We start from the raw sequence: 20,962 nt of genomic DNA on the forward strand, positions 1-20,962 counted from the left end.
GAAGCGGTCAGGGTACCGGTGATGGTGCTGTCTTCCACCACCGAGTCCACTTTCGCTTCCGCCACCGGCGCGTCGTTGGTACCGTCAATTGTCACTTCGATGGTGTGTTTGGTGCCATCGGCTGAGTACACATCAAACTTTTCGGTCAGTGTGTCACCCTCGCCCAACTGCTGCACGGCATCCAGATCGTTGTCCAACCTGTAGCTCCATTGGCCTTGCTCATCAATAGTGAACTCGCCGTACTGGCCTTCAGTGTCATTTTGCGCAGTGAATCGCTCTTCGCCCGCATCATCGTCACTGATGGTTAATTTACCACCAGTGGTTAAGGCTGTATCTTCGGTCACGCTGCCGCTGTCAGTGCCATTGATCTCAGCAACATCGTTAACTGGATTGACCGTCACTGTCACCGTCGCCGAGTCAAAACCGCCTTGACCGTCACTGACGGTGTATTCGATGTTTGCTTGGCCGTTGTAATTTTCAGCAGGAGTAAATATGAGTTTGCCGTCGACAATCGAGACGGCTCCTTCTTCTTCAGAAACGCTTGCAGAGATGATCGTTAGAGAGTTCCCATCGGAGTCGGTATCATTAGCCAGCACATCGATAGTTACAGCTAATGAATCTTCATCAATTGAAATAGCATCATCTTCAGCAACAGGATCGGAATTGGAGGCAGCGGATTCTCCATTCACACTTGCATTTGAACGAGTAAGGTTGATTAAGGCGAGGCTTTGAGTTTGAGAAAAACCTAATGATTCAAATCCAGTTGTACTGAAATTTGTACTAGCAATAATTTCTGAACCCACACGGTCAATACTTGCACTATCAGTAGGTGCGGAACCATTACTCCCACCAGCAGCAGGAGCTAATTCATCATCAAGTTGTGTAGGGTCTTGACCTTCTTCTAAGGCTGCAAGTAACTGCGCAACATCATCTGTAACATCTTGAAGCTCATCGTTTTGACCAACGAGTTGAGTAGTAGCTTCGTTATTGAAACCAGCTTCATCTCCTCTTTGGATGACAACTGATCCTTCTGGCAATTTTTCGCCAATCGTCGCTATTTTTATATCGCCATTTTTGTCAATCACTATCATTTGATTTACAGCAAGACTTGTGATTGAAAATAAAGAACCTTTTGCCATATAAGCCTCAAAAATACACGTTACAAACAGTTATATGTTTAACCGTTTAATATTCGAGATAACCTCGAATATTTTGTGGGAAAAATCTGACTTAAGATATCATCGTTCAACCGTCTAACAAAGGCGAAAATTGCATCAAAATAACATTTTATTGACACTTCTTATTTTTACGACAAATAATTCCATGAATTAACATCACATTTCATGATAATCTTTATGTAAGGTTTTTCTTACCGTATCACATGCAGAAAATACTTATTCATTAATGTGTTACATAAAGCATTTGTTATATCTCCACCCAAAACTATGCAAAAATCCTATATACATCACAATTTTAGTCACATTTTTGACACATCTAAGTAGTCGTCTTATCAATGAGACACCTTTTACCTTAAACTCGGTGTCCGTTGTACATGTCATTTTTGATGGAGTTCATCTTGAAAGGGTTCCCAACTAAAACACTTTTCTGCTCTTTAGTACTCGCAGGATCCGTGTCTGCACAGACACTTGAACAAGCAGTATCGCTCACTCTTGCTTCAAACCCTGAATTGAAAAGTGCGTTTAACCAATATAAAAGTCGTTTATCTGACTCAAGTGCCTCTTCTGGTGCATATTTACCTAAAATCGATCTCGATGCTGGTATTGGATACGAAGGTATCAATCCCGCCTCTTCTACAGGTAATCCTGATACAGATATGACCCGTAAAGATGCAGCCCTAACTCTTAATCAACTTATTTGGGATGGTTCATCCACACTAAATGATATGGATCGTACTGCTGCTGAAGCTGAATCAGACCGCTACCAGCTTCTTGCGGATGCCTCAAATAAAGCTCTGGAAGTCACGGATGTTTATCTCGAAGCGACAAAAGCTTACGAAATTCTCGTGCTTTCAGAAAAAAACCTAGCAACGCATAAAGAAATCTATCGTGATATAAAAAAACGTGCTGATTCTGGTGTAGGGTCTATCGCCGATGTAACTCAAGTTGAAGCTCGTATAGCTAAAGCAATGGGTAACTTACTCGCGGCACAAAACAATTTGTACGATACGCATACTCAATTTCGCCGTTTAGTCGGTCAAGAGCCTTTAGGTTTAACCTTTCCTCGAGCGGACAGTACTGCAATTCCTTACACTATTGATGACGCTCTGAAAAAAGCATTCGAAGAACATCCAGTCATTAAAGTGGCACAAACAGATGTAGACGCGGCTCGTTTTCAATATAAACAGTCAAAAGCGCCCTACTATCCAACTATTTCGTTGGAAGCATCTCAGCGCTGGTATGACGATGCGGGAGGTAATGAAGGCAGTGGTGATGAACTCAGTGCAATGGTGAGATTACGCTACAACATCTTCAATGGTGGTAGCGATAGTGATCAATCTGAAAGCGCCGCTTATCAACTCAATAAAGCAAAAGATTTACGCGAAAATACATTCCGTGCCGTAGAAGAAGGCTTACGTTTGTCATGGAGCGCTCTCGATCTGACGTTACAGCAAAAAGAATTTTTAGCTGACCATGTGGATTCAACTTCCCAAACCGTTGCTTCATATCGCAAACAGTATCTGATTGGTCAACGCACGCTTCTTGACTTGCTCAATACAGAAAATGAACTGTTTGAAGCCCGTAAAGACTATTTGGATGCGAAATACGCTGAGCAATATGCAAAGTATCGCGTTATGAACGCTACAGGTAATTTACTAGATGCATTGCGAGTTGATGTCGCTCCGGAATGGACAGAGAAGGTGAAATACTAAGATGAAAGGCACATTTGTTATTCTTACAGCGACCTTAAGCGCTACAATGTTCGCTTATGCTGAAGAAAATGTAGCTAGCGATGAATATGATTACATTGCTCTACCGCAGATCAATCAAGTCGCAGATCTTGAGGATGATGATAACGATGGTGTAATCAACGCTCGAGATCTTTGCCCAGATACCCCTTCACTATCGGAAATCGATAATGATGGATGTGGTACCTTTGTTAAAACGTCGAAGCTACAAAGTTTACACATCCTATTTGCTAATGATTCTAGTGATATTCCTCCGGTGTTTGTTAGTCAGATTCGACAAATGGCGGAATTTCTAAACACCTACCCTTCGGCTTCTATCGAGATAAAAGGTTATGCAAGTAAAGTCGGTAGCCAAGAACATAACCTCAACCTATCTAAACGACGTTCTGAAGCAGTAGAAGCTCAATTACTACGCTACGGTGTTGAGCGCAACAGAGTGAGAATTGTTGGTTTCGGCGACACTGAACTTGCTTCTCATGATGATACACAAGTTGCTCATGCATTAAATCGTCGAGTGACAGCGACGGTGGTTGGCTACAAAGGTGCAATCGTCAAAGAGTGGAGCATATTTACGGCACTGCCTAAATAAACCTATATATCAAGAAAGGCGGCCGATTAGCCGCCTTTTTATTGTGAGATATCCAAATCTTAATGGGAAAAAATGCCTCAAAGTGCTACCCTTCGTGCATCATTCTTAATGAGAAAATAAAATGAGCAAATTAACAGCAGATGTTCAAGCTAACCTAGAACTTTTCATCAAAGAAACCCAAGAAAACCAGTTGGTTTGGGGTTTGCGTAATGAAGAAGGTTGGTTATCTTGTGAATCAACAGAATTTGAAGAAAGTGAAGTTATGCCTTTCTGGTCTTCAAAAGAAGACGCTGAGCTGCACAATGTAGAAGAATGGGCAGACTTCGAAGTTCTAGAGATCCCACTGGATATTTTCGTTGAAGATTGGCTGATCACTCTTGATGAAGATGGTGTTCTTGTTGGCATTAACTGGAACCAAACTTTAGACGGAAAAGAACTTGAGCCTTCAGAACTGGCAAAAATGTATCTTTAAGTGAATTGGCATAGCCAATTCATGACCACTTAAGCAAGACGCGAATAGCGTCTTGTTTTGTATTTGTAGTACGAGCTTTGGTACTATGACGACCTGTTTATTTTCAACTGGATTGAACCCATGCATTTATCTAAGCTGACACAAGAAATTTACGATCACCTATACCGCGACATCAACGAATTCCGTAGCACTTTTGACTTACCAGTAGCGGATCCAGCAAGCTTAGATGCAAAAGCAGATACCCTTCATACCTCATTAGCCATCGAAGAACTGACCGAACTGGCTGAAGCAGATAGCAAAACTGAACAAGCGGATGCGATTGTAGACAGCGTGTATGTGCTTATGGGTCGCCTAGTGCACCTTGGTCATCGCAATATCAATGACAACATCGCTATCAGCTACTTGATCGACCTACTACTGAATGTTGCGGTCAATCGTGGTATTGATTTCCTTCCTTGTTGGGATGAGGTTCATAGCTCTAACATGAGCAAGGTTTGTCGAAACGAAAAAGAATATGGCGATACGGAAGCGTTCTACGCTGAGCAAGGTATTAAACTAATGGCGGTACAAAAAGGCGATTATCTCATCGCGAAATGTGCAGAAGACTTCTTGTCTGAAAGCAAAACCATTCGCCAAGGTAAAGTCCTAAAGTCCGTTTATTACCGTCCAGCAAACCTAGAAGCTCTAACTCAATAGTTCTTAACTGCTTTTTCAATGCCAGTTGCCTTTAGGCTCGCGGAATCGCAGATAAAAAAAGGCCACCTTGGGAGCAAGGTGGCTAATGAGACTATAAAAAGCCTAACAAGAACGAGAATGTATCACTCTTATTAATGCTAATAGCGTGCCAACTTTTAAATAAAGATTAAACCATTGATATTTAAAGAAATTAATATTTCACTCTTAATGTAAACAATAAGTTAGTACACAAGACCTTTTGAAACTGACCCAGATTTGTGCTCAGTGCACCAAAACTAATCGAACACCAAGTATGGTTTACCATCAAGAGAGACACATCTCACAGAAGTGTTAAACACATTACGCAAGTTCTCTTCACTTAAGACTTCTGTCGGCTCACCAATACTCTGTACGACACCTTGCTCAAGCAGCAATACTTTGTTTGCGTTCTGTAAGCTTCGGTTCAAATCGTGATTCGCCATAACAACAGCCAATCCCTCTTGTGCCATTTTCGCAATCAATTGATAAAGCATCCCTTCTTGGGCGATATCTAATGGTGCACCCGGTTCATCAAGAATAAGGAGTTGAGCATAAGGATTGATAGCAGGCCAAACTTGCAAGCAGCTACCTGCGAGTCGCACGCGTTGCCATTCGCCACCAGATAATTGATGAATAGAGCGGTGAAGTTTATCGTCAATCTTCAATATATGAGTAAACAGCTTTACCGCTTCTTTAACTTTAGAGTCATGCAGTGAACTATTAATGGGGAGAGATAACGCGAGGTATTGGAAGACATCGAGATTAAAAGCGGGCTTCTCGCTTTGAGATAGGTAAGCCCTGCGCAAGGCCAACTCACTCAAAGAGTTCTTCTTGATATCAAAATCGCCGAGGAAAACATCTCCAGCGCAGTCAATCACTCCCGCCAATGCAGAGAGAAGCGTGCTTTTACCACTGCCATTAGGACCAACAACATGAAGTATTTCCCCTGCTTGGCATTGGAATGACAAAGGCAGTAAACGCTCTTTAACGTGCAGGCTATTAACGCGAATCATGATTTCTTACCAGCATCCAAATAAAAATGGGTGCGCCAATAGTGGTAGTGACAACGCCTAATGGCAGCTCAGCAGAATCCAGAGCCAAGCGCGCAACAATATCAGCCAATACCATAAGAAGAGCACCACTGACAGCACTCAGAGGCAATAGCATGCGGTTTTCAGAGCCTAGTGCTAAACGCAATAAATGGGGTACCACCAAGCCAACGAAGCCTATCACGCCTCCTAGGGCAACCGCAGCGCCCACTAAAACGGATACGGCGATGATCAGTTTCCAGCGAATGCTGGCAACATCTACACCTAGCTGTTTAGCATGGGTTTCTCCAAGCATCAGTTTATCCAATACGGATCCCTGATAAAGCAACCATCCCATAACTGGCAGTGCGATAAGAGTTAGAGTGTGTTGATACCAACTAGCACCGCCAATACTCCCCATAAGCCAATACATAAGTTGACGTAAGCTCAGTTCATCACTGAAATAAAATGCCCATGTGACGACGGAACCAGACAAGATACCCAGCGCAACACCCACCAAAAGAAGTCGGGTTGTTGTAAGCCTCATTGCGTTGGCGATAAACACCAGCAATAAAGTAAAGATCAGAGCCCCTATAATTGCAGAAATCATAAATGCTTCAGGGCTAGAAATAGCTGGGAAGAAGAACAGCAGGATAACCATCGCTACGCTTGCACCGCCAGAGATCCCAATAATCCCCGGCTCTGCCAGAACGTTACCAAGTAACACTTGAAGAGTTGCACCGGAAACCGCTAATGCAGCGCCAATCATCATGGCTGCAAAAAGCCTTGGCAAACGTAAATCAAACACCAAACGAGTTTCGAGAGCATCAAACGAACTGAAAGGCGAGATAAAGATTTCACCAACCATCAGATAGGCCACGCTGGCTAATGCTAACAATGCGAGCAAAAGATAGCCTGCTCGCATCCAGCGCCGCTGCTTAAGCAGCATGAGTTGACTAAAATCCATAGACGTTCATGTAAAAAATAACGGTTCAAAAAAGAATGGCTTAACCTTACCGTTAAGCCATTCAAATATAAAGCTTCAATATAGAAGACCAGCAATAAACCTGTTAATCGTATACCGCTTGACCGTCTTCATAACGAATTTTTACTTTACACACCATAAGTGCAGCCCGTTCGCCCACCGCGGCATATCGATTCGGAAACACAATCGCTTCCTCTTCATTCTTCGCCATCAGTGGTTTATCGCCATCATGACCAAACACTTCACCGTGCATAAAGCTCGTAAAGTTAGAAATACTATCATCAAACAAGAAATCAAAGTCGTCATGGATGCGAACAATTGTCCGGCTAACGCGGTACATCGTAGCCTTTCTAGGCAAATGTTCAGATTGGCTTCTGGAAATCAAATCACGTAGCGACAAATCAAATGCCGTTAGGCACTGTAAATCGTTAGAGCCGATTTCGGCGACACGACCGAGTTCAATCATCATGGCTTGTGCGGCATAGTTTTCCGCACTGTACCAACTAAAAGTACTTGCTGGCGCATTGGAGAACATCACTGCATCAATGTGACCATTCTCAACAAAATCCAAGAGTTCTTTACTGCGCACTGGATGACGAGATTTAGGGCTGATTGCAAATGAATAATGTTTTGAATCACGAAAAGCGCAATGCAGATCTAAATGCCAGCGAGACTTTACCTCACTCTCAGCATAGAAATCCTTAATTACCAGTTTAAGGTTATCTGCAATGGCTAGCTCTTTGCTTTCTTCGTGGGCTTTTTCGTCAAACAGATGATTCAAGTCTTCATCCAATGAACGCACATGCAGCTTGGTCGCTTCAGGATTCGCAATGATGAATAAACATCTTTCATTTACTGTCTGGAAACCACTCAGAATGTCATTCACGAGTTTATCGATAAGCTCCATTGGAGCCGTTTCATCACCATGAATACCACAAGAAATAACGATGTTTTTGGTATCGTCATCGTGTTTAGCTGGCACAACTTCTAAAATACCGCGTTGAAGCAATTTGAGAGTGACGCCTGCCGGTGTAGTCACCGCTGTACACTTTACGGATTGTTCAAGATCTAGACTGTCGAAGAGAAAAGATTGGCGAAATAGAGACTTCGTCATGCGCTACTCCTTTATTGCACAGCGGTATGTTAAAGAATTGAGCAAACAATTTATGTTGAAGCGATCTCACTTATTGAGCTGAACTTCAATATAAAATGAAATATGCCTGCTGTACTTTGATAACCTGTTCGACTATTAACTGAATGACGTTGAAGGCGAATTCTATCCTAACTGCTATTGAGACTCTATACCCTAGAAGTTCCAATTCGTTGAAACGCTTGTCTTAAATCTCAATTTTGGATTTTCTTTTATAATCACTACGTTTTACAACTTAGAGTTTGCTCCCTTCAGCACTTTTGCTAAACCTGCAGCGACAAAAATAACTTCAGTAGAGATCTCTCCAATCCATTGATTCATCAAACCTGCATGTTCAATAAATAGACGCGATACTTCGCCTTCCGGTGTTAGCCCCATACCGACTTCGTTGGATACCAAAGTAATATCAGCCCGGCTCTGTTTTAACACATCAATAAGATGCTTGATTACTTGGCCAATTTGTTTCGAATCGCGCATTTGACCATGATTGTAAATCACGTTATTCAACCAAAGTGTCAGACATTCCACCAGTACTACGTCATCACTAGATAACTGCTCAAGCGTTTGTGCCAACTCGTAAGGGCTTTCATGTTCAATCCAGCCTTTTCCGCGCTGATGTTGGTGATGTTGTATTCGAGCCTCCATCTCCTCATCAAATGCGATCGCTGTCGCTACGTAGTGCAACGCTTTTGTACTATCAAAAAGCACTTTACTCTTTGCTAATTGCTCAGCGAAGCTGGACTTACCGCTTCTTGCCCCACCAAGTATCAACCGCACTGTCACCAAGCGGCTCCTAAAACGGGAAAACCATTTTGCGCAAAAACAACAACCACAAGATAGATCATCAGTTCCATTAGCTGCTGTGCCGCGCCCAGACAATCACCAGTAAATCCTCCAAGTCGGCTGATCAACCAACGTCTGAATAGCTGACGAAAAACAATCGCTAAAGCAATAAGAACCAGAATCAAATAACCATCTAACAATATGCAAGGTATTAGTCCTGTGACGACAACCACAGCCAATTCGTTGTAGCTCTGTTTGTGGGCTAACGGTTTACTCTTGCTGGTATCACTGTCGGACACATAAGGCGTATTGAAGATGAAGGACGACGCGACAGCGCGGCTCAAAGTGTAACCCACCAACCAAATGGGAATGAGAGAAATGATGTCGCTGGCTGCAACCAGCAACACATATTTACCCAACAGAGCCATTATTAGCGCAGTTGAACCATAAGTGCCGATCCGGCTATCTTTCATGATGCTTAAACGACGCTCTACCGTCATTCCGCCACCGACACCATCCGCCATATCGGCAAGCCCATCTTCATGGAAGGCTCCGGTCAGCATCAAGCTCAGCACCATGGTCAAAAAAATGCTGATTTCAGGTGTCAAAAGCAGATCAGCTAAAGCATAGAAGCCAGCGCAAATTGCCCCAAGAAGTATTCCAACCAACGCAAAATATCGGCCAGACTGATTCATCCTTTCACTGCTATAAGGCAAATTGGCGGGCACAGGAATTCGAGAAAAGAAACTGAGCGCCAAAAGAAACAGTTCAAACTGATATTTGAGTCTAGCCAGCATTACACTGTCACTCCTGCCTCAGCAAAACTCGCCATGTTGTTGTAAAACTCGGCTCCGGCTTTAATGAGTGGAACGGCTAAAACCGCGCCTGTACCTTCACCGAGTCTCAAATGCAGGTTCAACAGAGGCGTTGCTTCTAATAAGTTCAGTACTTTTTTGTGCCCCGATTCGTCAGAACAGTGCGCAAATATCATATAGTCTCGACACTCTGGTTCAATAAGCGTGGCAACATAAGCGGCGACCGTGACAATAAACCCATCCACTATCACAGGTGTACGCTTACGATTAGCACCTAAAAATGCGCCTACCATTTGAACAATCTCATATCCACCAACCTCGGCAAGTACCTCTTTCACGCCCTTGCCTTTAGTGCGTTCTACGCCTTTCGCGACCAGTTGATACTTTTTCTCAAGCTGCTGATCAGAAATACCCGTGCCTTTACCGACACACTCTTCAACAGGTAAATCAGACAAGCTGGCTAACAGAGCGGCAGCACTTGAAGTATTAGCAATGCCCATCTCACCGAACATCACTAAGTTGCTGCCAGCATCAATCACACTTTCAACCAGTGACTGGCCGTAATCTAATCCTTGCTCAACTTGCTCTAACGACATAGCTGGTTGGTTAGCAAAGTTCTCGGTACGAACACCTAAACGTTGAACAATAAAATCCGGATGCTGCGCGTCCACTGGCAACAATATCCCTGTATCAATGACCTTCATCGCCACATTGTTTGCACGGCAGAAACAGTTGATAGCAGCACCACCCGCCAAAAAATTCAGTACCATCTGTTGTGTTACAGCGCTAGGAGCAATGCTGATCCCTTCATCCGCAATGCCGTGGTCTCCGGCAAATACCAGTACCGTTGGTTGTTGAATCGCAATATGTTCAACCGCTTGTTGCTGCCCCTGACTTTGAATTAATGCCAGTTGATGAGCAACCTGCTCTAACTGCCCTAAAGCACCTAATGGTTTGGTTTTTTGATTAATACGGTGCCAAATTGCATCGTTAAACGATAGATCTAACATTATTGATTCCTTGAACAATGCTTAAATTTCAAAAGAGATGACGCAGTCTACTCACAAAATCCATCCGACGCCAAACCTACAAAGCGCCAATAAATGAAATACTTGTATATTGCCGAGTAATTAGCTTAATTTCACAGCATGACATTAAACATCTGGGAAGCAACGATGAAAGACGCCCCTTTTACAGCAACAAACAAACCCATTCTCATTATCGCGGGAGCATCGGGTTTAGTCGGTTCATCTTGTTTAGACATTGCTTTAAATGAGCATGCCCTTGGACATGTTTTTACCTTGAGCAGAAAGCCACTTGCGCCCGAGTCTCTCGCAGCAACAAATGGTAAGTTATCCCAGCTTATAAATGCAGAACTGAACATAAAACATTGGGAAAACTCAAACAGTCGCCCAACATTGGGGATCATCGCGCTGGGTACGACCTTAAAACAGGCTGGTTCAAAACAAGGATTGGAAAAAGTTGATTTCGAACTTGTTTGTCATGTCGCTCAGCAAATGAAATTGCTAGGAGTTGAAAAGTTAGCAGTTGTTTCTAGTTACGGCGCTCATGCACGATCACGTTCTCACTATTTACGTTGCAAAGGTCGCATGGAAGAAACCATTCGCCAAATCGGCTTTACTCATGTCACTTTCGTCAGACCGGGACCGCTAGTGGGTAAACGCGCAATCACTCGCCCAGATGAAGTTCTACTGCAAAACTTTATGAAAGTCGGCAAATACCTGATGTTTGGAAAACTAAGAAATCTCGTCCCAATAAGCGCGGAGGCAGTGGCCAGAAGTATGCTCTACAGCTTGTTCGATACAGATGCAAAGCATGTGACCATACTCGATAGCATCGCCATGCGACATATGCTGGAAAAGTACCGTTAAGATCAGACCATAACTTGCCCAATAGTTAGCCAGACAATGCGATAAGTTACTGAACAAACGCTTGTAACACGCCATGGAGATTGCTTAGTCGTATGGGGGATGTTCTAATACCTGTAAATCTTTCAGCGATTTGGTAATCACACATGCAGCAGGAAAACTCGCCAACTTACTTCTTCTTCGATTATAGGAATGCTAATTTAACCTATTGAATAAAAACAATTAAATCAAATAATCATACCTACTGAGACGCAATTTGGACACAATTTCATAAGCTAATACGCTGATCTTATTTAAATGTCTGACTCTCTTTTATCAACCTGATTGAGAACCGAGTCAATTGCAGATTTTATCTTAATACCTTTAACCAGATAAACGACGCCCAACCCCAAAAAGCATGCCGCAAAAGCATAAGGAATTGCGCCAAAAAATGGACTTGAGAACACACTGAGTACCACTAAAGCCATTACAATACCAACCACACCACCAATAAAACAATGTGTAGACTGAGCACTACTTCCAACTACACCAGCTGAATGATTATTATAGGCATATACTTTAAACATGCCGCTTTTGGTTTTTCCTGCAACTGTTACAAAATCACCGTCATCCAATACTAAAGATTGGTGAGAAGTATAAGACACTGGTTGATTAGCAACTCTAAAGTGGTAAGTATAAATACTCGTACCTTCATTAAATGACAATGACTCTCTTAGATTAGAAATTTTACCTTCATGTATTTCCATATACTTCTCTTAGTTAACTGACTGAAAAACGATGATATTTTACAAAACCAATGATATTAATGAGAATCATTACTATCAATAGTTAATTTCAATTACTAAGAGCTGATCACACATTATTTATACCCCGATGCTACCAACATCGGGGTTTCACCGTTTTAAAAACCTAAAAAAGCAATTTTAATCACTAATTACAAAGACTTAGAATACCCGACTGAATCGCGGGTGTAATTAGGGTGTAATAAAGGTGTCATTATACAGTGGTTTTTGAAGAGCTGTTTCAGTCCGTTTCAAGGCAAAAAAAGACACTCCCGAGAGTGTCATTAAATCGATCTTAATTCTGTGTTTTATCTTCTAGTTGCTTTTGCTGAGAGCGGTTTTGTAGTTGCTTCATAGCATCGTTAACTAGCTTAACTTGCTCATTAACATCGAGATCATTGGTTTCTGCCTTAAACTCGACATCTCCACCTTTTCCAATAAAGTTATCTAGTTCTTTCACTGACTTCTTCAGTTTAACCTTTACATCTCCATTATCGGTTTTACCTTCTTGGGCAAATTTTTCTAGCAGTATATTTGCGACTTTTTCAGCCAACTCGTCCGTTTTCTTTTCAAGCTCAGTGTTCAAATGAGCTTCAACTTGTTTTTTCAACTCAGGATTAGACTCTAAATGATCCATACTTTTGAGCGTCCGCCTGATCTCTGCACAAGTTAGAACAAACGTAGCAATATGATTGAATGTTTCACCAAGCATATTTACTGTTTCTAGATTTAACAGTAAATCGAAAATGATAGAACCTTTTGATGCACTAACTATTTCAAATTCTTCTGGTGCTTTACCCAAAACCATTGAATAACCACGTGCAATAGTGTTCCATCGTTCAGACCAATCAACCAAGTCAACTACATTCGAAATTGATGCGTCATTGTGAAACCGGATACGGGTTAGAACTTTTCCTTTTGTATCAAATGAATCAAGCTCTTCAGGAGAACCAAAAATTTTCTCAAATGCTTCTAAAAAATGCCTGAAGTAAGTGTCTACTGTTTGGATTGTCTGCAAAGCATCACCAATACGAGCAGATATTTCCTGAAGGTCTCCTACGCCCAGAATTCTATTCAATTCAGGAATGGCTGGACGAAGAATTATGTATTGCAACCCAAGCTTTTCTAAAACATTTATATCTTCAAAACTTAATGATTTGCTATCAACGCGGCCTAACACTTCTTTATACTTATTGCTTTCATTTCTTACTTGGTTAAGCTTACTTGCAGCATTACTAGTACTAGCCATTTGTTGAGTGATTGATTGCTTAAAATTTGATAACTGACCAGTAATATTGTTGCTCAAAACATTTGTTTTGTACCAAATTGCTAAATGGTACATTTGCTTAGCTTCCATCTTTTCCCCTGTTAATCCTTGAATTCACATTGCATATGAACATATATAGACTTCCGTTCCATATATCAATGACGCAGTTGCAATTTTGCTCAGCTAGCTATCTGAATTAACGGGATAAATAGTTTGTTTTCATGCAAAAACTGCATCCAGATTGACAATTCAACCTCACCTGAACTACTCTAACGACTCATTGGCAAAATCCAATGACGGGATTGGTCCCCCGTTTTCGAGTTTTATTACTACGACGTACTGATACCAGCGTCTATTTGCTGGTTTTTTTGTACGTATGATTTCGCACATCTGAATTATGGTGGGCTGGATCGGGCAGTTTTAAATAACTGGCCGTTGCGTAGTAAGCGGTAGGACCAACCCGGTTCAGTTCACCACCCTAAGTTTGGTCCCTTAGCGTGGTGGTAAAATTTTATTACTACGAGGACATTCTTATGTCTAATCAAATCAAAGTCCCTTTTCACGGTTCAAATCTATTTATCGTTGATCACAATGGCGAACCATACACCCCGATGAAATCTATCGTTGAAGGTATGGGGATGTCTTGGCAAGGTCAGCATGAAAAAATAAAATCTAACCCTGAAAGATGGGGTATCAAGGTTATCCTGATACCCTCAGTTGATCGAAACAACGCTATGACTTGCCTACCTCTCCGTAAACTATTCGGCTGGCTCCAAACACTTCAACCTAACCGCGTTCGTGAAGATATTCGCGACAAAGTCATTCAATACCAAAATGAATGTGATGATGTCCTATGGAAGCATTGGACAAAGCAAAACACACCCAACGAAATAATGCCCGTAATGCCACCAAGCAGCATGCGTGTTTTGATGTACATGGAGAAGGGTCATGTTGTGTCAATGCAGCCAGTTTCTGAAGATAGTGTGGTTTTCCGTACTGAAGACATTCCTAAGCTACTAAAAGAACCGGGTTACTTTACGGTGCAGCAACTAAAGAACGTTGCCGATACCGCCCTATCTCAATTAGCTATGTGTGCAGAGCAAGCGATGTTGCTGCGTAGGTAGGATGGAAAGAGAAACCCCAAGCATTGGCTTGGGGTTTTGAGCATTCAGAACACAAATTATCCAATCACCTACCCTAAGTACCAATCCTCCACTCAGGAGCAGCCCAATCAGAACGCCAATCCAACTCTTCAGACATAGCGGCAATTTGTCCAAACTCCTTAAAGTAGGCATTGACCACCAATGGATCAGTTATATAAAGAGCATTTTCTAAAGACAACGTTGCGTTTTTAGTTAAGTTAAAAGAACCCGTCCAAACCCCATACGGAACAATAAGCTCAAAACCATTTTGCATGGGATTCGGTTCTACCTTTGCAAAGACTAGAAATTTATTATGCATTCGAGGGAATGCTGGTGCTTTATCTAGATTGTGGTTACCAACGCATCTAACAGGATCCAGTGAAGGGTCACATGCTACCGAGACTGAACTCAATATATTCCCAAAAGAATACCTTGTAACCTTGCAAGTTAATTGATCATATTTTTTTCGCAAATTACTTTTGAAGCTTGTTCTACTTCCAACGTCTGGACGAAGAAAATCTTCTTTTTGCACTATTATGGACACATTATCCTTTTTAGCTAAAGCATCCAATATTGGATAACTGGTTAACCAAGCTACAGCACCAAATACGGCATCTGCACCCTCGATATGTGAAAGTAAGTGTCTCTCTAAATCTCGAAAATACACTTCTATTCCAGATATAGTTGAGACACTATTATCAACGAAGCTCTCGCTGAAATTACCATCATTGTCAATTTGAAACTTATTTAAATCTTCCATAATTTTCCTAAATTTCTTTTGTAAAAATTCAACTATTTACTAAGATAATTTTTCCCATAGCACATTACTTAAACTGTACTTGTTTCGGCTTTCTTGAGTTGATGCATTAAAAACCGTTACTTCTTTGCAATCAAACCTAACATGGTCTCCTAAACGAAGTTTACGCACTTCACCATACAGTTTTTTTGAATACGTTACTTTTATTAGTTCATCATTTGAGGTTCGGATGTCCACCTTGCCTGATTTACTTATCAACTCTATGATCCCCTCAATTGTTACTGAGGTTGGATCCGTAGCACTAAAGCCATCTAGTAGTTTTTCGAGAGTTTGGATTTTGTCCCAACGACCATACCATGAATGTTTTTGAGCATTCGGAGCTACCCAACTCAGTTCCAACTCGATACTTCGTTTACGCAGAACTTTAAGAAACTCAGCAAGATTATGAGTACTTCTCAGCCCCATGTAATGAACTTGGTCACTTATCCCTTCATTTAGGTCTTGATTTAAAAGTTCAAAAAGACCATGTAAGCTGCTCTCCAACAAACTATCACCAAATAAGTCTGGTGAACTGTCGCCTGTGACAAAAAGTCGTGAAGAGCCATGCCCAATATCCGCAAATCTTAGATTTAGAGGTTGAGTGACTTCGAAGGGTATAACCCCAGATATATCTTGTCCTAGTTTGATTTTTGCTGAAGCTGATGAAATTAAACCAGAAAACGTTTTAGCTAGATTTGCCAATATTTCTAATGGCACAGTGCCGTTGTTTACCTCTCCGCCAATCAGTCGCAACTCAATGACTTCTTTCTCACGCAGTTGCTTTTCACGCATAAGTTGGAGACGTAAATCATCTAAATGATTTTCAAGGGATTTGATACTTAAGCTGAGAGCAAAATTACCCTGCTCAGATTGGCTGCGCTTCAGTTCGATTAATTGCTCGGTCTCTTGTATTTTCGACTCTAATTTTTGAATGCTCATAGCTACGCCACCATTCTCAACCTAGCAATGCCTTTAGGTATTTCATTTCGATCAAAACCAAACAATCCTCGCCAATAACTTTTATCGTGGAAGTTATCAAGAATAAAATAAGCATCACACTCATATCTAAGTTTAGTGTGACTTTTGTTTGCGAAGAGTTCTTCAAGTATTAGCTTCTTTTCTTGAGGCAGTTTATTTACATCATCTGCGGCACACACAACAACCAAATCGATATCACCCGGGTTCTCTTTCTTTGTTGCAAAAGAACCGTCGATCCAGATTTCCATATCAATAGGGATCTCCTGCAGCCGAGTTGCGAATGCTTCTAATCGGCTAAGCAACGCTTTTCGTCTATCGTTTGGTTCAAACGGAGATACAAAAACTTTTTCAAGGTCAGAAAAAGTCATGTTGTGCATCCCTGCTTCTAAAAGTGCTGGATAATCCATTTTCTTATATGTCTCGACTTATTATATAACCCTAGCCTCTTATACGGATTAAAACCGTATATCATTCTCAAAGATTGACACGTAGCGTGTAACTGCGCAACAAAGTCTTAATCAAAATCATAAGGTTATCAAATAAAGTTGAAATTATATGAAAACATAAATTATCCGGAAGCAGTACAAGCTATGTTGCTGCTTACATTCTTAATATAGGGCGTCGTGTTTTACGCCTCCCCACTTTGAAAAGCGATCCGTGAATTCCCGTATCGGTCCCTAACTAGGAGTGCTCAAGTTTGAGCTGTCCTTTTTGAATGAAGTATTCTTTCCATTAGCAAATTTGCGTTGGCTAAACTTAATCTTATATACCGCGTTACGCATCACGCATTTCAATAAACTTTTCACTAAATACACCATTATCCATCTTGGCGGTGGTGCCTTAGAGTTTCGAAAAATTTTTATTTCGCGCGGGTTGCCCTCGTTTGTTAACTCAATGAGCTCAAAAGAACCTAAGCTCATTGTTTACTTCAAAATTCATATACCACCCTGCAATCCCAATAATCGATACAGGGGCCTCCATCAAAACTTCTTTGAAGCTTCCCATACTATGTTCTGAACAACCGCTCCAATAAGCATTAAACCGGCTATCAGCTACATGAACAAACATAGGGTTTGTAAGCGCCATGTCGCTCTCATGTACTCTATTACATGTGCTTATTTGATATATCGGGAAAATCCCAACAAGTTTAAAATATTCTCTAGCTATGTGTTCTATATCACCAATAGATACACAGCCGAAAACAGAACTGAAACGAGATGGCTTATCGGAGTGGTGCCTTTTTCTGATTTCTTCAAGGCGTAGCTCATGATATGTATTATTATCTACAGAAATCATTCCTGTTTCTCGAATTAACGATAAATAAAATCGCCCATGCTGTGACAAACCATCAAACTCATATTTATTTACAAAGCCATCATCCCATGTGTGAGTATGTATATGCTTTTGGTCAACGACTAAATCTAGAGTTTTAGACTTTATTAAACCAGGGCGAGACAGATGATAATAAACCATTAACTAAAATGACCTTCTCACAAAATCGAATATCCAAACTCTACCCCACCCGTTCGTTCCGTCATAGTTTTTCTTGTTAAATACCCTTTCTGCATCAGAGTCTTAAGCAATGTACTAGCAAATGAGGTTGATAGACAACAGCGATCAGCAACTTCCACTGCCGTGACCAGTTCCGCCACTCTGATCGAATCCAACACTTTTAGCTGAGTTTTACTTGGTTTTACGCGCGCTACCTGGTGAGGGAAACAACGCGCAGCAGTTATAAGAGCCTCGTTTACAGGCTCGTTTTGGCATAAAAACGACATCTAATTATCATCCGCTTAGATTTATAAATGAAATGAGCTATTGAATTGATCTAAATAGCCTTTTTGATGATCTGTTGATCAATTGAGACAGGTCTGAAACAGGTTCGCCAGCACTTTTTTAACCACTCATGATAGAGCGAAATAGCCTCAATTTTCTTCAAATCGATGTGAGTATGGATATAAACAAGGTCTAGCTTTCCTTTTGCGTGGTTTAATAGAGCTTCACCGACCAGGTAATCAATGCCTAAATCCGTCCAGACTGAACGAGCACGCTTACGTAGATCGTGACCACTCCAACCATTCGCCACGTTTTTCACCCATTCACTGGCTAGTGCTCCGTATATAGGTGCATCTTGCTGCCAACTAACAGGGAATAAATGCTCACCCTCATAGCCTAACTGCAATTGCCATTCCCGGTATGATTGCAATAACTCAACCATGCTTTCAGAAAGTGGATAAACCATCTCAACACGGCTTTTTGCATCTGAAGCCGGGATAATCCAACGCTTTGAACGAAAACTCACATTACTCCATTTAGCTTTGCGAGTTTCACCAATACGTGAACCATGACCAAGCATCATAAGCACAAGCAAACGCTCATTAGGTAAAGCAGTTTCGATACTTTGCAGAACGGTAGGTACTTGATCTGTCGATAAGCGACATTCACGAACCTGTGCCTTGGTAATAGAAAAGTTATCCGGAAAGAACTGCTTAAACTTAATCTCAGCAATTGGGTTTATCGTAATGTGTTTGAGTTCCCGAGCTGTTGCATACGCAGCTTTTAGTAAATTGAACATCGCTTTCACATAACTGACTGACATCCCATCATCAAACATCGGTTGAATCAGCTCTTCATCAATCACGTGAGAATCCAAACTCATAACTGGTTCACCATGAAACACGCCCATTAAATGGCGATTTGCCATGCTCTTAATGTTCGCCAAACGTTCTTTTGAGGATGTTTTTAACCTGAACTGTCTTTGCACATGCCAATCAATCAACTGATCAACCGTCTCAAAGCGTCTAAAACTCACAACATTACAGCGTTTGTACTGAACCGTCGCAGCACTGACCACATCACCAATATCATCCGCTTTGGTTGTGGGCCAGCGACCAACCCGAAGTTGAACCTGTTCACCGTCTTCATACACCATTAACCACCAGGTACCACCAGTACGGTTGGCATTAAAGCGCAAGTAGAGAGAATGGCGCTCATCCTTCAGCTGTCGAACACGGGGGTCACGCATATGCTTTCTGATTTGTGCATCAGAGATTTTGCAACGTACTGTTGAAGTTACTCTCGCATTAGGATTTAAACGAATACCCATCACTCCCCCGTTAACGTTGCCTGAATAGTCATATTGGTCGCCTGACGACCACGGCCAGAAAAGCAAACTGAATCAATCGAACTAGTACCGCGAAATGCCGTTGGGAAAGTGTTATCAATCACTACTAAACCTTCAGCAAAGGCTTTTTCATTTGGCAAAGACGAGATAGACACACGCTGGCCCTCTCGTTGAATTCGTCTAAGTTCAGTTGAACAGGCTTGCTCAACTTCAACCTGACTACTGAATTCATTGCGAATCACTTTGCATGGAGAAGTGCCAACCACAACGGCAACACGCTCACCCGAATCAGAGGAAAGGTAATAGCCCTTCACCCCAAGGAAATCGTCACGACCATCAAGGTCAATCTCGATATTGGTAAGGTCACTGGCTTGCTTGTCATTAAGTGACAGTGTAATGGTTTCAATTTCTTTACCAGTGGCACTCTTCGCTTTCCCTTTGGGTGCTATGACGTACTTACCATCCACAATCTTTGCAACTGCATCGTACTGTTTTGCTAGTCGATAAATAAAGGCGGAGGTGCTTTCCTCAGTGCGGTGCACGCCCTCAGTTTGAATATTTTGTAATTCAGGATGTACATAAACAGTAAACCCATGAGGAGTAACGCAATCAGAAACGATTTGGCTAATAGGTGTATTCGGCGGCCAACTGGATGATTTGCGCTCTCGATATCCTGTTGAATCCAGAATATTAAATGGCGCAACACACAACACCAAACGCACTTCACGAGGGCGAAGACTTATTGAACGTTTTGAAATCTGGAACTCATCACGATACGTATCACCAAGGAAAACCTGATACTTCTCCCCTTTCGGTGGAATACCATCCACATTTTCAGAGAACAGCGTCATAGACAGGCTATCGTTCTCGATGCCATTCCCGTCTGTGAGCTGCCAGTTCTTAAGCAACTCCATCATCATTTCTGAATTCTTACCTTCAATTCTTAATTGCATTAACTCCAACTCCTTACTACGTTCTGCGTTTGTTGGTTAACGGTGCTCTCTGGAATAAGAACGGAGCAGTCTTCTGAGAAAACGGCTCCGCGTACGTGGGGGTTTAAACTGTAGAATTCGGCTTCTATCTGGTCGTCATCTTGGCTGGCATGTTTAAACAGCAAATCGACAACCAGTTCACCGGCTTTCGCATTTACACGCATCAACGAAACTCCACTAACTGCATAGAAACCTGAGTAACCATGGCTCGGCCATCATGAATAAGGGACGATTTACCCTCTTTAATCTGCTTCACCGTCCACTTACCCAGGTTATAACCTTGTCCGTCACTCACCTGTTGGGGTTCAGGAATCAAAGCGCGCAGATCATCCACTTTCTGAGCCGCACTGTATTTGGTCCAGTCCATGGTTAAATCGATAGTTTCAAACGGCTGACCAACGAACTCAGATTTGCTGCCATTGATCACAGCGACTTCTGAATACGCGCCCTGCGTAACACGGTCCATTTTGCTAATGGGGGTTTTATCCCCCACCGCAAACACGAACTCACCAATCACCAGGTGATACATA

The 20,962-nt window shown here is 41.9% G+C and carries 24 protein-coding genes; 6 read left to right on the forward strand and 18 right to left on the reverse strand.

Annotated features, from left to right (window positions below; genetic code table 11):
- On the reverse strand, positions 1–1,037 hold a 1,037-nt coding region (locus HKI82_RS05570), incomplete at its 3' end, for a VCBS domain-containing protein (RefSeq protein WP_171137413.1).
- A 527-nt stretch (positions 1,038–1,564) separates the two neighbouring features.
- Here HKI82_RS05570 and HKI82_RS05575 point away from each other — a divergent pair.
- The 4 genes from HKI82_RS05575 to HKI82_RS05590 all read left to right on the forward strand — a co-directional run bounded on the left by HKI82_RS05575 (position 1,565) and on the right by HKI82_RS05590 (position 4,683).
- Positions 1,565–2,890, forward strand: a complete 1,326-nt coding sequence (locus HKI82_RS05575) for a TolC family outer membrane protein (RefSeq protein ID WP_390632441.1) — start codon at positions 1,565–1,567, stop codon at positions 2,888–2,890.
- 1 nt (position 2,891) lies between these two features.
- The gene (locus HKI82_RS05580) at positions 2,892–3,515 is read left to right on the forward strand and encodes an OmpA family protein (RefSeq protein ID WP_102940521.1); all 624 of its coding nucleotides are present in this window, start codon (positions 2,892–2,894) and stop codon (positions 3,513–3,515) included.
- A gap of 121 nt (positions 3,516–3,636) precedes the next feature.
- Entirely contained in the window at positions 3,637–3,987 is a 351-nt protein-coding gene (locus HKI82_RS05585) for a DUF2750 domain-containing protein (RefSeq protein ID WP_171137414.1), read from the forward strand.
- Between the two features lie 120 nt (positions 3,988–4,107).
- Entirely contained in the window at positions 4,108–4,683 is a 576-nt protein-coding gene (locus HKI82_RS05590) for a nucleoside triphosphate pyrophosphohydrolase family protein (RefSeq protein ID WP_171137415.1), read from the forward strand.
- A 275-nt stretch (positions 4,684–4,958) separates the two neighbouring features.
- On the opposite strand, the gene btuD is transcribed toward HKI82_RS05590, so the two are convergent.
- The 6 genes from btuD to cobT form a co-directional block, all read right to left on the reverse strand.
- On the reverse strand, positions 4,959–5,714 hold the full coding sequence (gene btuD / locus HKI82_RS05595; protein ID WP_171137416.1) for a vitamin B12 ABC transporter ATP-binding protein BtuD: 756 nt from the start codon (positions 5,712–5,714) through the stop codon (positions 4,959–4,961).
- Complete coding sequence (gene btuC, locus HKI82_RS05600; protein WP_171137417.1) at positions 5,701–6,696, reverse strand: vitamin B12 ABC transporter permease BtuC; 996 nt, start codon at positions 6,694–6,696, stop codon at positions 5,701–5,703. The genes btuD and btuC overlap by 14 nt, the downstream gene beginning before the upstream one ends.
- A gap of 103 nt (positions 6,697–6,799) precedes the next feature.
- On the reverse strand, positions 6,800–7,828 hold the full coding sequence (locus tag HKI82_RS05605) for a succinylglutamate desuccinylase (protein ID WP_171137418.1): 1,029 nt from the start codon (positions 7,826–7,828) through the stop codon (positions 6,800–6,802).
- A 264-nt stretch (positions 7,829–8,092) separates the two neighbouring features.
- Positions 8,093–8,647 carry a bifunctional adenosylcobinamide kinase/adenosylcobinamide-phosphate guanylyltransferase gene (gene cobU, locus HKI82_RS05610; protein ID WP_171137419.1) on the reverse strand — a complete coding sequence of 185 codons (555 nt, stop codon included), beginning with the start codon at positions 8,645–8,647 and terminating at the stop codon, positions 8,093–8,095.
- Positions 8,644–9,444: an adenosylcobinamide-GDP ribazoletransferase gene (locus HKI82_RS05615; RefSeq protein WP_171137420.1), complete on the reverse strand. Its 801-nt coding sequence runs from the start codon at positions 9,442–9,444 to the stop codon at positions 8,644–8,646. The genes cobU and HKI82_RS05615 overlap by 4 nt, the downstream gene beginning before the upstream one ends.
- Positions 9,444–10,472, reverse strand: a complete 1,029-nt coding sequence (gene cobT / locus HKI82_RS05620; protein WP_171137421.1) for a nicotinate-nucleotide--dimethylbenzimidazole phosphoribosyltransferase — start codon at positions 10,470–10,472, stop codon at positions 9,444–9,446. Before cobT ends, HKI82_RS05615 begins: the two co-directional genes overlap by 1 nt.
- 165 nt (positions 10,473–10,637) lie before the next feature.
- Between cobT and HKI82_RS05625 the strand changes: the two genes are divergently transcribed.
- On the forward strand, positions 10,638–11,354 hold the full coding sequence (locus HKI82_RS05625) for an NAD(P)H-binding protein (protein ID WP_171137422.1): 717 nt from the start codon (positions 10,638–10,640) through the stop codon (positions 11,352–11,354).
- A 290-nt stretch (positions 11,355–11,644) separates the two neighbouring features.
- Here the strand turns inward: HKI82_RS05625 and HKI82_RS05630 are convergent, their stop codons facing one another.
- Positions 11,645–12,097 (reverse strand): hypothetical protein, encoded by a 453-nt coding sequence (locus tag HKI82_RS05630; protein ID WP_171137423.1) that lies wholly within the window; start codon positions 12,095–12,097, stop codon positions 11,645–11,647.
- 331 nt (positions 12,098–12,428) lie between these two features.
- Positions 12,429–13,490, reverse strand: a complete 1,062-nt coding sequence (locus HKI82_RS05635; protein WP_171137424.1) for a hypothetical protein — start codon at positions 13,488–13,490, stop codon at positions 12,429–12,431.
- A gap of 443 nt (positions 13,491–13,933) precedes the next feature.
- On the opposite strand from HKI82_RS05635, the gene HKI82_RS05640 reads away from it, so the two are divergent.
- Positions 13,934–14,524: a phage antirepressor N-terminal domain-containing protein gene (locus HKI82_RS05640; RefSeq protein ID WP_171137425.1), complete on the forward strand. Its 591-nt coding sequence runs from the start codon at positions 13,934–13,936 to the stop codon at positions 14,522–14,524.
- A gap of 73 nt (positions 14,525–14,597) precedes the next feature.
- On the opposite strand, the gene HKI82_RS05645 is transcribed toward HKI82_RS05640, so the two are convergent.
- The 9 genes from HKI82_RS05645 to HKI82_RS05685 form a co-directional block, all read right to left on the reverse strand.
- Positions 14,598–15,302 (reverse strand): phospholipase D-like domain-containing protein, encoded by a 705-nt coding sequence (locus HKI82_RS05645; protein ID WP_171137426.1) that lies wholly within the window; start codon positions 15,300–15,302, stop codon positions 14,598–14,600.
- 39 nt (positions 15,303–15,341) lie between these two features.
- A complete protein-coding gene (locus HKI82_RS05650; protein ID WP_171137427.1) occupies positions 15,342–16,277 on the reverse strand; it encodes a hypothetical protein in 936 nt (311 codons plus the stop codon).
- A gap of 2 nt (positions 16,278–16,279) precedes the next feature.
- The gene (locus HKI82_RS05655; protein WP_390631883.1) at positions 16,280–16,723 is read right to left on the reverse strand and encodes a DUF6932 family protein; all 444 of its coding nucleotides are present in this window, start codon (positions 16,721–16,723) and stop codon (positions 16,280–16,282) included.
- Between the two features lie 493 nt (positions 16,724–17,216).
- A complete protein-coding gene (locus tag HKI82_RS05660; RefSeq protein WP_171137429.1) occupies positions 17,217–17,789 on the reverse strand; it encodes a hypothetical protein in 573 nt (190 codons plus the stop codon).
- 17 nt (positions 17,790–17,806) lie between these two features.
- Complete coding sequence (locus HKI82_RS05665) at positions 17,807–18,094, reverse strand: MarR family transcriptional regulator (RefSeq protein WP_171137430.1); 288 nt, start codon at positions 18,092–18,094, stop codon at positions 17,807–17,809.
- Positions 18,095–18,144: 50 nt separating this feature from the next.
- Positions 18,145–19,422, reverse strand: a complete 1,278-nt coding sequence (locus tag HKI82_RS05670) for a tyrosine-type recombinase/integrase (RefSeq protein WP_171137431.1) — start codon at positions 19,420–19,422, stop codon at positions 18,145–18,147.
- Complete coding sequence (locus HKI82_RS05675) at positions 19,422–20,393, reverse strand: hypothetical protein (RefSeq protein WP_171137432.1); 972 nt, start codon at positions 20,391–20,393, stop codon at positions 19,422–19,424. Before HKI82_RS05675 ends, HKI82_RS05670 begins: the two co-directional genes overlap by 1 nt.
- The gene (locus HKI82_RS05680) at positions 20,393–20,596 is read right to left on the reverse strand and encodes a hypothetical protein (RefSeq protein WP_171137433.1); all 204 of its coding nucleotides are present in this window, start codon (positions 20,594–20,596) and stop codon (positions 20,393–20,395) included. Before HKI82_RS05680 ends, HKI82_RS05675 begins: the two co-directional genes overlap by 1 nt.
- Positions 20,596–20,961: a phage tail protein gene (locus HKI82_RS05685; RefSeq protein WP_171137434.1), complete on the reverse strand. Its 366-nt coding sequence runs from the start codon at positions 20,959–20,961 to the stop codon at positions 20,596–20,598. Before HKI82_RS05685 ends, HKI82_RS05680 begins: the two co-directional genes overlap by 1 nt.
- Between the last annotated feature and the right edge of the window lies 1 nt (position 20,962).

Source organism: Vibrio plantisponsor (assembly GCF_013041605.1).
In the GTDB taxonomy this organism is placed as follows: domain Bacteria; phylum Pseudomonadota; class Gammaproteobacteria; order Enterobacterales; family Vibrionaceae; genus Vibrio; species Vibrio plantisponsor.

Excerpts from the sequence above, each read along its gene's own strand:
- HKI82_RS05680 (WP_171137433.1), bottom strand. The coding sequence starts at position 20,596 with ATGCGTGTAAATGCGAAAGCCGGTGAACTGGTTGTCGATTTGCTGTTT.
- HKI82_RS05650 (WP_171137427.1), bottom strand. The coding sequence starts at position 16,277 with ATGAGCATTCAAAAATTAGAGTCGAAAATACAAGAGACCGAGCAATTA.
- HKI82_RS05585 (WP_171137414.1), top strand. The coding sequence starts at position 3,637 with ATGAGCAAATTAACAGCAGATGTTCAAGCTAACCTAGAACTTTTCATC.
- HKI82_RS05575 (WP_390632441.1), top strand. The coding sequence starts at position 1,565 with ATGGAGTTCATCTTGAAAGGGTTCCCAACTAAAACACTTTTCTGCTCT.
- cobT (WP_171137421.1), bottom strand. The coding sequence starts at position 10,472 with ATGTTAGATCTATCGTTTAACGATGCAATTTGGCACCGTATTAATCAA.
- HKI82_RS05685 (WP_171137434.1), bottom strand. The coding sequence starts at position 20,961 with ATGTATCACCTGGTGATTGGTGAGTTCGTGTTTGCGGTGGGGGATAAA.
- HKI82_RS05655 (WP_390631883.1), bottom strand. The coding sequence starts at position 16,723 with ATGGATTATCCAGCACTTTTAGAAGCAGGGATGCACAACATGACTTTT.
- HKI82_RS05635 (WP_171137424.1), bottom strand. The coding sequence starts at position 13,490 with ATGGAAGCTAAGCAAATGTACCATTTAGCAATTTGGTACAAAACAAAT.
- HKI82_RS05645 (WP_171137426.1), bottom strand. The coding sequence starts at position 15,302 with ATGGAAGATTTAAATAAGTTTCAAATTGACAATGATGGTAATTTCAGC.
- HKI82_RS05580 (WP_102940521.1), top strand. The coding sequence starts at position 2,892 with ATGAAAGGCACATTTGTTATTCTTACAGCGACCTTAAGCGCTACAATG.
- btuD (WP_171137416.1), bottom strand. The coding sequence starts at position 5,714 with ATGATTCGCGTTAATAGCCTGCACGTTAAAGAGCGTTTACTGCCTTTG.
- HKI82_RS05615 (WP_171137420.1), bottom strand. The coding sequence starts at position 9,444 with ATGCTGGCTAGACTCAAATATCAGTTTGAACTGTTTCTTTTGGCGCTC.
- HKI82_RS05660 (WP_171137429.1), bottom strand. The coding sequence starts at position 17,789 with ATGGTTTATTATCATCTGTCTCGCCCTGGTTTAATAAAGTCTAAAACT.
- btuC (WP_171137417.1), bottom strand. The coding sequence starts at position 6,696 with ATGGATTTTAGTCAACTCATGCTGCTTAAGCAGCGGCGCTGGATGCGA.
- HKI82_RS05665 (WP_171137430.1), bottom strand. The coding sequence starts at position 18,094 with ATGTCGTTTTTATGCCAAAACGAGCCTGTAAACGAGGCTCTTATAACT.
- HKI82_RS05630 (WP_171137423.1), bottom strand. The coding sequence starts at position 12,097 with ATGGAAATACATGAAGGTAAAATTTCTAATCTAAGAGAGTCATTGTCA.
- HKI82_RS05625 (WP_171137422.1), top strand. The coding sequence starts at position 10,638 with ATGAAAGACGCCCCTTTTACAGCAACAAACAAACCCATTCTCATTATC.
- HKI82_RS05590 (WP_171137415.1), top strand. The coding sequence starts at position 4,108 with ATGCATTTATCTAAGCTGACACAAGAAATTTACGATCACCTATACCGC.
- HKI82_RS05605 (WP_171137418.1), bottom strand. The coding sequence starts at position 7,828 with ATGACGAAGTCTCTATTTCGCCAATCTTTTCTCTTCGACAGTCTAGAT.
- HKI82_RS05640 (WP_171137425.1), top strand. The coding sequence starts at position 13,934 with ATGTCTAATCAAATCAAAGTCCCTTTTCACGGTTCAAATCTATTTATC.
- HKI82_RS05670 (WP_171137431.1), bottom strand. The coding sequence starts at position 19,422 with ATGGGTATTCGTTTAAATCCTAATGCGAGAGTAACTTCAACAGTACGT.
- HKI82_RS05675 (WP_171137432.1), bottom strand. The coding sequence starts at position 20,393 with ATGCAATTAAGAATTGAAGGTAAGAATTCAGAAATGATGATGGAGTTG.